Origin of the sequence: Bacillus sp. JNUCC-21 (genome assembly GCF_041222765.1) — a bacterium.
Taxonomy (GTDB): Bacteria; Bacillota; Bacilli; order Bacillales; family Bacillaceae; genus Bacillus; species Bacillus velezensis.
The window spans coordinates 2994519-3008445 of record NZ_CP166019.1; the positions used below are offsets into that span (position 1 = coordinate 2994519).

The 13927-nt window shown below is 42.8% G+C and carries 14 protein-coding genes; 3 read left to right on the forward strand and 11 right to left on the reverse strand.

From position 1 onward, the window contains the following. Positions 1-243: 243 nt before the first annotated feature. The 7 genes from pnpS to JNUCC21_RS15110 all read right to left on the reverse strand — a co-directional run bounded on the left by pnpS (position 244) and on the right by JNUCC21_RS15110 (position 8145). Positions 244-1983: a two-component system histidine kinase PnpS gene (gene pnpS, locus JNUCC21_RS15080; RefSeq protein ID WP_369878289.1), complete on the reverse strand. Its 1740-nt coding sequence runs from the start codon at positions 1981-1983 to the stop codon at positions 244-246. After that, positions 1976-2695, reverse strand: coding sequence for a response regulator transcription factor (locus tag JNUCC21_RS15085; protein WP_003152457.1), 720 nt, complete (start codon positions 2693-2695; stop codon positions 1976-1978). Before JNUCC21_RS15085 ends, pnpS begins: the two co-directional genes overlap by 8 nt. 215 nt (positions 2696-2910) lie before the next feature. Continuing rightward, positions 2911-3849 carry a malate dehydrogenase gene (gene mdh / locus JNUCC21_RS15090; RefSeq protein WP_003152455.1) on the reverse strand — a complete coding sequence of 313 codons (939 nt, stop codon included), beginning with the start codon at positions 3847-3849 and terminating at the stop codon, positions 2911-2913. A gap of 45 nt (positions 3850-3894) precedes the next feature. Continuing rightward, complete coding sequence (gene icd, locus JNUCC21_RS15095) at positions 3895-5166, reverse strand: NADP-dependent isocitrate dehydrogenase (protein ID WP_007408075.1); 1272 nt, start codon at positions 5164-5166, stop codon at positions 3895-3897. Positions 5167-5326: 160 nt separating this feature from the next. Then, the gene (gene citZ, locus JNUCC21_RS15100) at positions 5327-6445 is read right to left on the reverse strand and encodes a citrate synthase (protein ID WP_072589448.1); all 1119 of its coding nucleotides are present in this window, start codon (positions 6443-6445) and stop codon (positions 5327-5329) included. A gap of 437 nt (positions 6446-6882) precedes the next feature. Continuing rightward, positions 6883-7032, reverse strand: coding sequence for a PhrK family phosphatase-inhibitory pheromone (locus JNUCC21_RS15105; RefSeq protein ID WP_164463356.1), 150 nt, complete (start codon positions 7030-7032; stop codon positions 6883-6885). Next, the gene (locus tag JNUCC21_RS15110) at positions 7033-8145 is read right to left on the reverse strand and encodes a tetratricopeptide repeat protein (RefSeq protein ID WP_369878290.1); all 1113 of its coding nucleotides are present in this window, start codon (positions 8143-8145) and stop codon (positions 7033-7035) included. Between the two features lie 287 nt (positions 8146-8432). Here JNUCC21_RS15110 and JNUCC21_RS15115 point away from each other — a divergent pair, with 287 nt between their 5' ends. Together JNUCC21_RS15115 and JNUCC21_RS15120 are read left to right on the forward strand one after the other, a co-directional pair. Further along, positions 8433-8957: a hypothetical protein gene (locus JNUCC21_RS15115; RefSeq protein WP_016938736.1), complete on the forward strand. Its 525-nt coding sequence runs from the start codon at positions 8433-8435 to the stop codon at positions 8955-8957. Between the two features lie 13 nt (positions 8958-8970). Further along, the gene (locus tag JNUCC21_RS15120) at positions 8971-9909 is read left to right on the forward strand and encodes a hypothetical protein (protein ID WP_234949317.1); all 939 of its coding nucleotides are present in this window, start codon (positions 8971-8973) and stop codon (positions 9907-9909) included. A gap of 289 nt (positions 9910-10198) precedes the next feature. On the opposite strand, the gene JNUCC21_RS15125 is transcribed toward JNUCC21_RS15120, so the two are convergent. The 3 genes from JNUCC21_RS15125 to JNUCC21_RS15135 all read right to left on the reverse strand — a co-directional run bounded on the left by JNUCC21_RS15125 (position 10199) and on the right by JNUCC21_RS15135 (position 12246). Next, positions 10199-10618 (reverse strand): hypothetical protein, encoded by a 420-nt coding sequence (locus tag JNUCC21_RS15125; RefSeq protein WP_032871707.1) that lies wholly within the window; start codon positions 10616-10618, stop codon positions 10199-10201. A gap of 348 nt (positions 10619-10966) precedes the next feature. Further along, positions 10967-11377 (reverse strand): YjdF family protein, encoded by a 411-nt coding sequence (locus tag JNUCC21_RS15130; protein WP_015240369.1) that lies wholly within the window; start codon positions 11375-11377, stop codon positions 10967-10969. A 404-nt stretch (positions 11378-11781) separates the two neighbouring features. Next, the gene (locus tag JNUCC21_RS15135; RefSeq protein WP_003152447.1) at positions 11782-12246 is read right to left on the reverse strand and encodes a DUF441 domain-containing protein; all 465 of its coding nucleotides are present in this window, start codon (positions 12244-12246) and stop codon (positions 11782-11784) included. Between the two features lie 97 nt (positions 12247-12343). On the opposite strand from JNUCC21_RS15135, the gene ytvI reads away from it, so the two are divergent. After that, positions 12344-13459, forward strand: a complete 1116-nt coding sequence (gene ytvI / locus JNUCC21_RS15140) for a sporulation integral membrane protein YtvI (RefSeq protein WP_007408071.1) — start codon at positions 12344-12346, stop codon at positions 13457-13459. Between the two features lie 31 nt (positions 13460-13490). On the opposite strand, the gene JNUCC21_RS15145 is transcribed toward ytvI, so the two are convergent. Next, on the reverse strand, positions 13491-13874 hold the full coding sequence (locus JNUCC21_RS15145; protein ID WP_216061792.1) for an FxsA family protein: 384 nt from the start codon (positions 13872-13874) through the stop codon (positions 13491-13493). Between the last annotated feature and the right edge of the window lie 53 nt (positions 13875-13927).

Sequence of the window (13927 nt, forward strand, 5' to 3'; positions counted from 1 at the left end):
ATATCCTCCTAAGAGCAAAAGCTCGTCATTCCTCTATTTTTTAATCTCACAGCTTCTCTTATTTTAACAAAGTTCAATTTGAAAGGAAAATGAGCGAACCCCGTGAAAACGCAAAAAAGGACGGGAACAAGAAAACACGTTCCCGCCGTCAAAATTGGCTCCTTGGATGAAGGGGTTCTGTTATATCCTAACAAGATAGGTTTAACAGGTCATGAAGAAATTGTTAATCCTTTGTAAAGCTGGTCACGCTTCCGGCTGCCGCTTCAGCGTCACGGTAAATACAGTCCCCTGTCCCGGCTCGCTTGTGACCTCGATTTTACCTTCATGGGCTTCTATTAAGTGCTTCACGATGGCGAGGCCGAGCCCGGTTCCTCCCGAGTTGCGGCTTCTGTCTTTATCCACGCGGTAGAATCTCTCAAATATCCTCGGGATCTCTTCCTTCTGAATGCCGATTCCCGTATCGGACACTTTGATATCGACAACGGTTTCTTTCACATGTACCGAAATCCCCACCGTCCCTTTTTCAGGCGTGTAGGTCAGGGCATTGTTCGCCAGATTCAAAAACACCTGCTTCAGCCTGTGCGCGTCACCCGTCACAAAAATCGGCTCTTCCGGGAGATCGAGCTGAAAGCTGATGCCTTTTTCCTCAGCCTTATGCCGCAAAAGCGCTTCAATTTCATGCAGAATTTTTGCGGCGTCAAAGGACTCTACGCGCATCGTAAAGTTTTGCTGCTCCATCTTGGATAAATCCAGTAAATCCTGCACGAGAGATTGGAGCCGCTCACTTTCTTTCAGAATGATAGACAGAAAGTCTGAAAGCGCCTTTTCGTCTTTCATCGCTCCGTCTAACAGAGTTTCCGTAAAGCCTTTAATCGAGGTGATCGGTGTTTTCAGTTCATGGGAGACATTGGCGACGAAGTCCTTTCTCATCTGCTCCAATTTTTTAATTTCCGTCATATCGTGAAAGACGAGGACGATGCCCTTCCATTCATCGTCAGGCCCCATGATCGGAACGCCGTCAACTTCAAAGTAGCGCCGCTCAATGTTGATGGGAAGTCTGAGCAGCTGGCATTTTTTCGTCTCCGTCATAAAAATGTCTTCGACAAGCCGAATGATCTCCTCATGTTCAAACGCATCATGGTAAAGACGCCGAAGCAGACGTTCAGGCTTTGTATGAAACTGCTTCGTGTATGACCGGTTCACGAGATTGATAAAACCTCTCCCGTCTATTAAAATCAAACCGGATCCGATATTTTCAATGACGGTTAACAGACGATCGCGCTGCATATCCTGCGTTCTCGTCATTTCCATTAAATCGACCGCCAGGCTGTTCATCGCACGCCCGAGACGGTCCGACCGCCTTGCGTAACCGCTGTAGGAGCGGGCGTCATAATTCCCCTTGGACAGCTCCGTCGCCACTTTTGTCGCGGCGTCGATTGATTTTTTGTAACGTGACGTCATGTTTGTATAAAAGAAAACGATAATGATAAAAGCGGTACAAAGACTTGCTGCCAGCATGCCCCACATTTCTCCGGTAACGCTTGAACCGCCGTTGATCTCAGAGGAAACGAGTACATACCCCGTAATTTTCCCGGCGTCATTTTTTACGGCAGTGCCGCGGATGACTTTGCTTTTCGACTGTACGGCTTCCTCACTTTTATTGTGAGAAATGAACTCCTTTACGGCTGAATCATCAGCACGACTGCCGGAATGGTATACGGCGTCACCCTTCTCGTTGAGCACGGCGACGTTTATACCGAGGGTGCGGCCGGCGTCACGGATTACCGTTTCATTGCTTTTATTGCCGATTCTGCCGGCGTCAAGAAGGCCCGCTATGTATACCGATTCCTTTTTCAGCTGATCCGCCGTTCTTTCTTCAGCGGATGAAGAAAGAAGCTGCTGTAAAAAAAGGCCGAGAACACTGAAAACCAATATGATACATACAACGAGTAAAGCGAACAGACGCACACGGACTTTATTCATTCATTTTTGGCTCCTCCAGTTTATACCCCAAACCTCTGATTGTTTTAATATAGATGGGTTTTTTGGTATTAGATTCGATTTTGTCGCGCAGATGACTGATATGAACGTCAACAATCCGGGTATCCCCGGCAAAATCATAGTTCCAGACCGCGCTCAGCAGAAGATCTCTCGTCAGCACTCTTCCCTTATGTTTTCCCAAATACAGAAGCAGTTCAAATTCTTTAGGCGTCAATTCCAGCTGTTCTGACTTGAAGTACGCTTCGTAATGCTCCGGAAGAATTTTCAGCTCGCCGATGAGGATCTGCCCGTCCTTTTCCTCTTCTCTGCCTTGTGACAGCGAAGAAATGTCAGCCCTTCTTAAAATGGCTTTCACCCGCGCAGTGACTTCCCGCGGACTGAACGGCTTTGTCATGTAATCATCCGCTCCGAGCTCCAGTCCCAGCACCTTATCAAACTCCTCATCTTTTGCTGTCAGCATCAAGATCGGAACCATCATTTTCTGCTGTCTGAGCTGTTTACAGACGTCGATTCCGTCCACTTTCGGCAGCATGACATCCAGTACGATTAAATCCGGATTTTCATTCTCTGCCAGCTCCAGAGCCTCTTCACCGTCTGATGCGGTAATGACATCATAGCCGGACCGTTCCAGATTATACTGTAAAAGAGTAACGATAGATTGTTCATCATCTACAACTAAAATTTTTTTGTTCATGCTGCGCCCTCCGCTGTCTATTTTCCCCGACATCCAATTTTCTCTATTTTATGTGCTGCATATCACTTTATGATTTCATTTTATCCAATACTGCCCGTTCAGACAATTCGCCTTTTTGATCATTTTCAGAGAAAGGATCGCTCAGGGAAAAAGAAAACGCTTTCATTAATTGTAAAAAGAGGAAGGCTTCTGATTCGGAAGCCTTCCCTTTTTTCTTATGACAATACTTTCATCACGTTTTTGACAGATTCAACTGATTTACTCAGCTGCGCTTTTTCATAGTCTGTCAGTTCAAGCTCGATGATTTGCTCTAGGCCGTTTCCTCCGATAATCGTCGGTACGCCTAAGTAAATGCCTTCATGACCGTATTCGCCTTCTAAGTAAGCGATGGTCGGAAGCACGCGGCGCTGATCTTTCAAAATGGCTTCTACCATTTCAGTCAGTGATGCAGCAGGCGCGTAGTAGGCGCTTCCGTTTCCGAGAAGGTTGACGATTTCCCCGCCGCCTTTTCTTGTGCGTTCTACAATCGCATCAAGACGGTCTTTCGGGATAAGCGTTTCAAGCGGAATGCCGCCCGCATAGGAATAACGGACGAGAGGAACCATGTCGTCACCATGTCCGCCAAGAACAAAACCGGTCACATCTTTTACAGACAGGTTTAATTCTTCAGCGACGAATGTTCTGAATCGCGCAGTGTCAAGCACTCCGGATTGTCCGATGACGCGTTCTTTCGGGAAGCCTGATTCTTTGTACACCGCATATGTCATCGCATCAACAGGGTTTGTCAATACAACGATAATGCAGTCAGGAGAATATTTCACGATCTCACGTGTGACGCTTCTCATGATTTTTTCGTTTGTAGATACGAGATCATCACGGCTCATGCCCGGTTTTCTCGCAATTCCGGCTGTGATGACGACGATATCAGAACCGGCTGTGTCCTCGTAGTTGGACGTGCCTGTGATTTTCGCGTCAAATCCTTGAACCGGACTTGCTTCGAGCATGTCTAGCGCTTTTCCTTTTGTCGGGTTTTCTAATTGCGGAATATCAACGAGCACAACGTCCGCAAGCTCTTTTTGAGCTGTAAGAAAGGCTGTTGTCGCTCCCGTAAATCCTGCTCCGATAACAGAAACTTTACTGCGTGTTTTTCCCATGATTCTCTTCTCCTTTTTTGGCTTCATTAGAAGTCTGCTTTAGGTTCAGTCCATGTTTTTAATTAGCTCTTCACCAAACTCTGAACATTTCACTTCAGTTGCGCCGTCCATTAATCTAGCAAAATCGTACGTTACTACTTTTGAAGCAATCGTTTTTTCCATAGATTTAATGATCAAGTCGGCAGCCTCATTCCAGTTCAGGTGTTCAAGAAGAAGCACTCCTGAAAGGATGACGGATGACGGGTTGACTTTGTCAAGGCCGGCATACTTAGGAGCCGTTCCGTGAGTCGCTTCGAATATCGCATGCCCTGTTTCATAGTTGATGTTCGCTCCCGGCGCGATTCCGATTCCGCCTACCTGAGCGGCAAGCGCATCAGAGATATAGTCTCCGTTTAAGTTCATTGTCGCCACGACGTCGAATTCGCTCGGACGGGTTAAGATCTGCTGAAGGAAAATATCAGCGATGCTGTCTTTGACGATGATTTTTCCTGCCGCTTCCGCATCGCTCTGCGCTTTATCAGCCGCTTCTTTTCCGTCTTTTTCGACAATGCGGTCATATTCAGCCCAAGTGAATACTTTATCTCCGTATTCTCTTTCGGCAAGCTCGTAGCCCCAGTTTTTAAATGCCCCTTCAGTGAACTTCATGATGTTTCCTTTGTGGACAAGCGTGACAGACTTACGGCCGTTTTCGATCGCATACTCAATGGCGGCTCTGACTAAGCGGCTTGTGCCTTCTTCAGAAACAGGTTTGATGCCGATTCCTGACGTTTCAGGGAAACGGATTTTGTTAACACCCATTTCATTTTGCAGGAAGCTGATCAGCTTTTCAACTTCTTCAGAACCTTTCGCATACTCAATTCCGGCGTAAATATCTTCCGTATTCTCGCGGAAAATGACCATATCCGTATCTTCAGGTCGTTTGACCGGAGAAGGCACTCCCGTGAAATATCTGACAGGGCGCAGGCACGTAAACAAATCAAGCTCCTGTCTCAGCGCCACGTTCAGAGAACGGATACCGCCGCCGACCGGTGTCGTCAGAGGACCTTTGATGGCGATGAAGTACTCTCTGATGTCTTCCAGCGTTTCGGCAGGAAGCCACTCACCTGTTTTATTATAAGCCTTTTCACCGGCATAAACTTCTTTCCATGTGATTTTTTTCTCGCCTTTATATGCTTTTTCAACAGCGGCTTCCAATACTTTAGAAGCGGCGTTCCAAATATCAGGGCCTGTGCCGTCGCCTTCAATAAACGGGATAATCGGATTATTTGGTACGTTTAATACTCCATTAGAGACTGTAATTTTTTCACCTTGTGACACAATATTACCTCCCAGTATGTAATTCATATTTAGAAAACATTTTATTTTTCTTGTATAGAAAATAAAATGACTTTTCTCAAGATTCTATCAAAATTGTAAACCAATCCGGGCTTGATTAACAAGAGGCTAACGACATGAAAATCACCAGCCTCCCGTTTGATCAGGCTCTTTCATCAATCGGAACAAAAGTCTGCTTATCCGGACCCGTGTAATCAGCGCGCGGGCGGATGAGGCGGTTGTTATCGTACTGTTCAAGAATATGGGCGATCCATCCTGACATTCTGCTGACCGCAAAGATCGGCGTGAACAGATCGTGATCAATGCCGAGACTGTGGTATACAGATGCGGAATAGAAATCAACGTTAGGCGGGAGTTTTTTCTCCGACGTCACGATTTCTTCGACACGGATTGACATGTCGTACCATTTGCTTTCACCCGTCAGATTCGTCAGGCGTTTGCTCATTTCTTTTAAGTGTTTGGCGCGCGGGTCTCCATGCTTATACACACGGTGTCCGAAGCCCATTACTTTTTCCTTTTTCTCCATTTTGCTGCGGATATAAGGCTCGGCGTTTTCCACTTCGCCGATTTCTGTCAGCATTTTCATGACGGCTTCATTGGCTCCGCCGTGAAGCGGTCCTTTTAAAGCGCCGATGGCGGCAGTGATGCCTGAGTAAATATCGGATAAGGTGGCGACACATACTCTCGCCGTAAATGTTGATGCGTTCAGCTCATGATCCGCATGAAGAATGAGCGCTTTGTTAAACGCTTCCACTTCGATCGGAGAAGGCTCTTCACCGTTTAAGGTGTAAAGGAAGTTCTCCGCGATTCCGTACTCTTCCTTCGGTTCAACAGGATCAAGTCCTTTGCGGATTCTTGAGAAAGCGGCGACAATGCCCGGCACTTTCGCCTGCAGACGGATGGCTTTTCTGTAGTTCGCTTCCGGATTCATAACATCGGCTTCACTGTCAGTCAGACCGAGTAATGAAATCGCCGTCCGGAGCGCAGCCATTGGATGTACGTTATTGAGGGGATAGGATTTGAAGTGCTCAATGATTTCTTGTGGAACGGCAGCTTCTTTCGCAAGCTGTTTTTTCAGTTTAGCAAGTTCCGTTTTATTCGGCAGGCGCAGATGCCACAGCAAATAAATGATTTCTTCAAAACTTGCATTCTCTGTCAAGTCATCAATATCGTACCCTACATATGTAAGGGTATCGTCGATAATAGAGCTTACAGATGATGTTGTTGCTACAACCCCTTCAAGACCGCGTGTTGCTGTCATATTCAACCTCTCCTTTTCAATCAAAATTCCCCTTTAAAGAGTATATAAAACATACGGCTTACTTAAAATGAGTCATGCAAACAATCCCTTTCCCCTTTAAGAAAATGCTTACATTTCACTGATTGCGGTTACATAACCGATATGCTTATAGAAGAACATAACAAATTCTTATAAGCTTATTTAAGTTTAAGCCTATTCTTATTATAAACAATAATCTGATTAATTTGTAGACTTTTAACTAAAAATGTTTTAAAAGCCCTATATATCAAGGTTTTGCGTTGATAAATTTAATCGCTTGCTTTCAGGCGCTTTGTAAAACCATGTATTCTTATTGGGGGAGTTTTAGGGGAGTTTAAAAGGACAACGCACCACTACCCGGGTTATTCACAAATGAACGCCAGAAAGAGCGCAAAAAAAAGCCCTGTCTGGGGCTTTTTTTATGTGCCTACTGGCCGCTCTGCTAATTTTAGAGTACCCACCGGGCGCTCTGTTATCTTAACATCTGATGATGCTTGATTAATCTTGACTACAGCTAAACCACTTAACGTAACAAAGGTTAGGGCTGCACAAAGAATAATTTTTTTCAATTATAATCCCTCCAGGTGCTTCATTTTCTTCTCGGCTAAAATAGCATGTTTAGAAAATTCAAGCGCCTCTTTAAAGAGTCCATGCTTCTCACAGTGTTCTGAAATAATCAAAGAAAGATCAAAAACGCTATCAAGGTCATTTACTTCGTACAAGTAAGAAATACCACCTCGACAAGTTTCAATGCTTTTCCTCTGATCCTGCTGCAGAAGTCCGTAAATAATATTTATTTTAGCCTCATACACCTTATTCTCTTTTCGTTTAAAATATTCCTTTGTCTTTTTATAATAATATGGCATTTTATTTACATCCCCTATTTTATAAAGCTCTTTCAAAAACATATACAGGGAATTTATATAATATACCGAGCCCCTCCACTCTTTATTTCTGATGGCTTTTTTCAAGGCATTTATACAGTCTTGGGGGCGGTTTGCTGCAGAATATGTAAGACTTAAATTATGATGTATTAAAGCTGTGAAAAGTGAATCGTGAAGAACTCTCGAAATTCTGATTGCTTCTAAAAAACTTTCCTCCGCTTTTTCGTAAAGCCCTAAATCAGTGTAGTTTTGCCCGACAATCATAAGAGACGTGGCAAGCTTTCGTTTATAGCCTTCGTTCTCTCTATAAATTTGTACAGAGTCATTGATATAATTCAAAGAAATTAGACTCTGCCGCAGCATCATATACATAGACGCCACTTTCGAATAAAATTCAGCCCGCTCTATACAATCGGGTATATCTTTCAATTTTTTCTCGGCTATTTTGAACAAAGTAATTGCTTTCTCAAAATTCCTTTTGTGCGACTCATATAACGCTTCAAATAGAAAGAAATAATATTCAATCATATGGTCTGTTTTTTTTATTTCCTCAGCGTGGTTTTCATTAAAATATGAATGAGGCGGAAGCTCCTCCCCTTTCACCTGATACAAAAGCATTTTATGCCTTTCCTCCAACAAAGAATAATACATCAAAACTTCCTGATCCTCTTCCATCTCATCAAACAATGGTTTGACCTCTTCAAAATATCTCTCAGCAGACTCAGCGTCTTGTTGTTTTATCGCGATATACCAATCATTTAATATATTTGCAACACATTCAGAAGCCAGTTTACTCATAAGATAAACCCCTCTTTCTACAAATATTCTAAATTTTCTCAAACAATATTCTAGCATACCTTTAACATAAAATGTAATTAATAGGATTTTTTTTCGACATCACGCAATTTCCCGTTTCGATATCACGCAATTTTAAAAAAAGGCTATTTACCCACTTTTTCAGAATGATATTATAGCGGACTATTTCTCTCTATTGTCGAATCTACAGATGTTTTTCCCCATTCATAAAAAAATGTAGACCTGTATAATTGGCGCTGTAACAAAATAACAAAAAAGGAGATGTTGAGATGAAAAAATTTGTTTTACCTTTCCTGGCTACCTTTACTTTAGCTTCCGGATCATTGCTTTCTTATCAAGACACCGCCTCTGCTGCATCTATTAAGACCGATGAAGAATGGATTACAATTGAAGACAGTACGGAAAGCTCTGGCTCTATTCTTCAGACAGCAACCGAAAGCCCGTATACTGTAATGGCGTCAAAACCTGATTATAAGACCAATTGGAATTTAAAAAAGCGCAGACAGGGACTGGACTTTTTCGCATGCAATTACGCCATGTTGACAAAGGCCAGCGCCAAAATGAGAATAAATACAATCGAGGCAAAATCACGATTGTACTATAATAACGGCGCGCTTTCAAAAAGCAAAACTGACACAAATAGTAATTCAAACTATGCCGGGGCGGAAGCTGTGGGAACAGTAACCGGGGGATATGGATGTAAAGGGAAAGCATATGGTAACTCCAAATACGTAAGGAAAAAATATAAAACTGTAACGCATCAGAAAAAATGGAACATAAAAGACGTTCTTTAAAATATAAATGAGAATGAAAAAGATTCTTTTAATTTGTGTTCCCTTCGTAATTTTGGCAGTTGCCGCATCCCTTTACTTTTTTAACAAAGATCAAAACAAACAGACTTCTGCAGTTACAGATGATGAAAAGTACAATGATGAACAAGAAGATGTGACCGGCCCCGGCACTGACACCGTTTCATACGGTTTATATGAAGAGGACGGGCAAATTTTAGACTCTTTGGATATTGGAAAGAAAAACGGGAAGGGATACAAAAAAGTATTATCTTTTAGTCATTATTTTAATGACAAAAGAACATATGGATTGGTTATCCTCTCAGACTTCAAGACAATTCCTTTCAAAGCAAATGGCGGAGGGTACAAAAAATCTTATACATTCAAAATGGATAAAGATTCGGTAAAAAAAATCAAGCTGGAATTTGAGCCGCCTTCTAATTTCAGCGAGTTAAGTTTCATTGTTATTCCTGAGCCTGATTACAAACAAGAAAGCAATAACCTTGATATAGCATCTGGTTTACAAGAAAACTTTACTCTCCGTTACATCAGGAAAAGCCGGGATGAAAAAGAAGACCTAAAACCCCAAAAAACAACTGATGAATTAACGGGCGAACAAGTATTTTTAACGTCAAAACAAACCGGAAATAAAATCCTATTCAAATCAAAAAGCAACCAAAAAACATACTTGCAAATTTTCAATTCACATGATACGAATCTTGATTATGCCTTAGTCGCCTTATCAGGGACAGAACAAAGCTCAGTTAATGGGAAACCTGTTTCATTTACCAGTGTTAAAGAGAATGCCACAAATATATATGAAATTGACATGCCGAAAGTTGAGGATAAAGAAAACTATCAAATTGTCCTATTTCCAACTCCATACAAGACAAGTACAATGTATGAAGGTCTAAACAATACAAGTGATTCGACTTTCAGGACGGTAATAACACCTTAGGAGGTATGGCCTTGTGTGGATTATAATTTTTCTGCTTGTCATTTTGATTGGTTTCACAGGGAATATTGTTTCGTTGTTGAGAGCGCAAAAACAGGCTAATCAAAGAATTATTCAACTATTAGAAGAGAAGAAAAAGTAATCCCCCAAAACGGGGGATTTTTTCATTTCAATAATGATTTCAGTTTCGCTTTCGTACTCGGCCCGTAAATTCGCATCTGCTCTGTTTATTCGTGATAGACAGGAACCTTTTTACCAAAAGAGGACATCCTATGTAGAGTATCCTGTTTTATCAATTTTGCCTTGTGGAGTTGTTATGCTTTAAATGCAGGAATGTAACTGCTGAATTTCTGTCCCTTGAACCAGAACCCAAAAGGAAGGGGTCTACTCTGAAAGTCAATGTATCGGTTCCTGAAATCTTGCCTTTTTTACCCAGAAGCTTTGAATGAGGGATAATTATGAACTTCACTATATACCTGCCTTCTTTTTCTTCGGATAATTTAACGCCTCCTTTAGTGGTAACAGAGAGTGTGTCATCCTTATAGAATTCACGGGCACTGTCTAATATATTTTTACAGAAAAGCTCATGCATAAAAACACCAAATAGCTCCTGAGAAACTTTTGGGTTCTGGCCGTGTTCTTGTTTAGCAGCAGCCACTGTGATAGAGCTTAACGAAAAACATAAGATCACCAATACAATTATTTTTTTCATAGTAATCATCTCCCTTCACTTTAACATTTGCATTCCTTTATTTTTTATTACATCTTGAATATCTAATAACTTCGAAAAGTCTTCTCCCTTCATAAAAGAGAGAGCTTATTATTACTTCAGCTAAGACAAGATTTTCGCTTTTGTACTCAGCTGTAAATATCCTTATCAAACCGTTCATCAATTGAAACTGACTCATTTACTGATGTAAGTGATTTTAAATAAATGGCAGAAAAACCCTCCTCATCTCGAGAAGGGCTCTGACTTATACTTTTTTTCTCTAAATCAGTCCGAAGAAACTAACTGATGCCGCTCAACTTTTCAATCGAAGGGCTTCATCGGGCTCTCCAACTATTTTCCCCTATGCTTTTCTTTTGCTTTTTGTTTTCTGATTAAATATTTTTGTTCCTTTATTTTTTCTCTTTGTTTTCTATTCAGTTGTTTTTTCTTTTCTTTTCTTGCTTCAAGCTCCTGTTTTATCGCTTTTTGTGCCTTAGTTGATATCCCGATATTTTTCATCTCTTTAGAAGCTTGTCGCTGCAATCTTTTTGGGTTTAATTTCTTAGATTTTGCTTTAACACAAACCCCTTCTTGTTCAGTGTGGGAGAGAGTCTGTAAAAGTTGATTATTAACAAAATGCATTATTTCTGAATCCTTTGGCTCTTGTCCAAACAAATGACGAATTGCTCTTAATTTCCCATCATTCACAACTTCAATGACTCCTACCCAAAACTGACCATCGTAGTAAACCGTTAATTTCATAACGATTCCCTCCTCCTAAATTTACTGAAGAATGATGGACATCCCGAGGAGGGGAAGGTTACTGACATTTTAAATCATGCATCCGGACTACCAACCGAATTGTGTTTTTTCATTCTCATTATAAATTTAACAAACTTTCAAATTGAAGGAAAGGGTCTCCGCTTATTTTGACAACACTTCAAGTTTTGCTTTGGTATCAGGCAGGCCCATAAATCCCATCAGCTTTTAATCTACTATCGCTGTTTTCGCTCCATGTGCGCCGTCAATCCCGAAGTTCTTTGTTACATGATAAGCCGCTTCATTCATCGGAATAATGCAAATGGCATTTGTCTGAACTACAAAATGCGCAAGTGCAAACTCTAATTTTCTCCACAAAAAAAGCAGCTTTACGCCGCTTTTTTACTTTACGAAGTGAATATTTTAACGATTTGCATGGCCAAGTAGGCGATTCCGGCGCCGATTAACGGGCCTACGGCGACGCCTCCGAAAAGCGCGACGGCAAGTATCGTGCCGATGACCAGCGCCGTTGTAATATGAGGGTCGTTTTCCAATAAGGTGAGACCGTTTTTGGCGATTAAGGCAACCGCGATCCCGGCACCGAGAGCGATCCACGCATAATATGATTTCATCGCTTCTCCGAGCTGTTTAAAACCGATATCACCTGTGGCAATCGGCACTAAAACGGCGATTGTAATGACGGTGACCCCCCAGTTGATGCCTTTTGACTGAATAACCGGAAATAGTTTCTGATCAAGACCGACAGCTTTTATCACAATGAGAAAGCCGACGGCAAAAAGCAATGACTGATTTTTGGCTACCAATGCGATGGCCAGCAATAATAGTAAAAATAAATTCGCCTGTGTAAACATCCTGAAAGCACCTTCTTTCATCATATCTGTATTCATATCCTTTTTTTTGACGAATAAACTAATGTAATAGGACGTGCCGACCGAGAGGAGGATCGATGTGAATCCGCACTATGCAACTGTTTTTTTCCGCGCGCTGTTTGTACTCGCTGCGGCCGGCGGCGCTTTAGCGGCCGGTTACGCCTCATTTCCGTTAACTTATCCGTTTCTGATCGCCCTTATTCTGTCATCAGCGATCATTCCCGTAGTTGACTGGCTGGACAAACTGACGGGGCTGCCCCGGTCAGTCAATACTGTCATTGTCCTGGTCTTCTTTTTGCTTATTCTTCTTGGCGCGGCGACATTTCTCGTTGCGGAAATCATTTCGGGAACCGCCTATCTGGCCAAAACGCTCCCTCCCCATATCAGCGCCTTTATGACGTATTGCGAAGAGCTGTTCACTTCCCGCATTCAGCCATTGTACCACGAGCTGACCGTCCTATTTAACGGACTGGAAACCAATCAGCAGGCATCCATCGTGACGCATATTCAGACCCTCGGTGATACAGCCGCTAAAAATGCGGGGCTGATGCTTTCACATCTTTTAGAGCTGGTGCCGAAATGGATTGCCTTCCTTCCCAATACAGCTGCCGTCTTCATTTTCGCAATGCTGGCGACTTTTTTTATGACAAAGGACTGGCATAAGCTGAAGGCGCTGCTTTATTCCATTCTTCCGGAACGGGTTTCGGCAAACGCCAAGGCCGTATCGGGAGAGCTGAAAAAAGCGATGGCAGGTTTCATTAAGGCGCAGGCCGTGCTCATACTTTTCACGATGATCATTGTCTTTATCGGACTTTTTCTTTTAGGGATTGAGCATGCGGCAACCATCGCCTTTTTTATCGGCCTGGTGGACCTGCTCCCGTATCTCGGCGCCGGGTCGGTCTTTGTTCCCTGGATTATGTATTTAGCCATTGCCGGTCAGCTTCCTCAAGCGATCGGTCTCGGTGTTTTATATATTGTGGTTCTTATCCAGCGCCAGCTGACGGAGCCGAAAATTTTAAGCAAGTCAATCGGACTTGATCCGCTTGCGACCTTAATCGCCCTGTTTGCCGGTTTTAAACTGTTCGGAATTTTAGGACTGGCTGCGGGGCCCGCGCTGCTCGTTTTCATTCAGGCCTTTATCACAACGGGCGCTTTAAAAGAAATATGGGCCTATATTACTGTTCAGTCCAAATAAAAACAGCAGCCCTGTAAGAAGGCTGCCGTTTTTATTTGATAATGATCCGCTTGTTTTTTGACATTCCTCTCAGCCATTTGAACAAAAGCGGCTTCATGCGGTTCCGAGTGAACGGAATCAGAAGACAGGCCCCTGCAATATCGGACAGAAAACCCGGAAGCATCAAAAGCAGGCCTCCGAAAAAGACGCATATTCCGTCAAGAAGCGCTTCCCCCGGCATTTTGCCGTACTGCAGGTCGCGCATCACCCGATGATACACATCGGTTCCCTGTCTTTTTGCCACCAAGGCGCCTAACACGCCTGTCAAAATGATGAGAAGGAAGGTCGGAAAAATACCGAGCCATTTTCCCGCCAGCAGAAACAAGCCGATTTCAATTGCCGGACACACGATAAACAGTAAGAATAACACTCTCATTTTTCTGCCCTCCTGCCCTTCTAAAAGCCCGTCACCGCCCGCATGGGAATAGG

What these genes read in the sequence shown, in the direction of transcription:
- pnpS (WP_369878289.1), bottom strand. Translation starts at nt 1,983, where the DNA reads ATGAATAAAGTCCGTGTGCGTCTGTTCGCTTTACTCGTTGTATGTATC.
- JNUCC21_RS15085 (WP_003152457.1), bottom strand. Translation starts at nt 2,695, where the DNA reads ATGAACAAAAAAATTTTAGTTGTAGATGATGAACAATCTATCGTTACT.
- mdh (WP_003152455.1), bottom strand. Translation starts at nt 3,849, where the DNA reads ATGGGAAAAACACGCAGTAAAGTTTCTGTTATCGGAGCAGGATTTACG.
- citZ (WP_072589448.1), bottom strand. Translation starts at nt 6,445, where the DNA reads ATGACAGCAACACGCGGTCTTGAAGGGGTTGTAGCAACAACATCATCT.
- JNUCC21_RS15110 (WP_369878290.1), bottom strand. Translation starts at nt 8,145, where the DNA reads ATGAGTAAACTGGCTTCTGAATGTGTTGCAAATATATTAAATGATTGG.
- JNUCC21_RS15115 (WP_016938736.1), top strand. Translation starts at nt 8,433, where the DNA reads ATGAAAAAATTTGTTTTACCTTTCCTGGCTACCTTTACTTTAGCTTCC.
- JNUCC21_RS15120 (WP_234949317.1), top strand. Translation starts at nt 8,971, where the DNA reads ATGAAAAAGATTCTTTTAATTTGTGTTCCCTTCGTAATTTTGGCAGTT.
- JNUCC21_RS15125 (WP_032871707.1), bottom strand. Translation starts at nt 10,618, where the DNA reads ATGAAAAAAATAATTGTATTGGTGATCTTATGTTTTTCGTTAAGCTCT.
- JNUCC21_RS15130 (WP_015240369.1), bottom strand. Translation starts at nt 11,377, where the DNA reads ATGAAATTAACGGTTTACTACGATGGTCAGTTTTGGGTAGGAGTCATT.
- JNUCC21_RS15135 (WP_003152447.1), bottom strand. Translation starts at nt 12,246, where the DNA reads ATGTTTACACAGGCGAATTTATTTTTACTATTATTGCTGGCCATCGCA.
- JNUCC21_RS15145 (WP_216061792.1), bottom strand. Translation starts at nt 13,874, where the DNA reads ATGAGAGTGTTATTCTTACTGTTTATCGTGTGTCCGGCAATTGAAATC.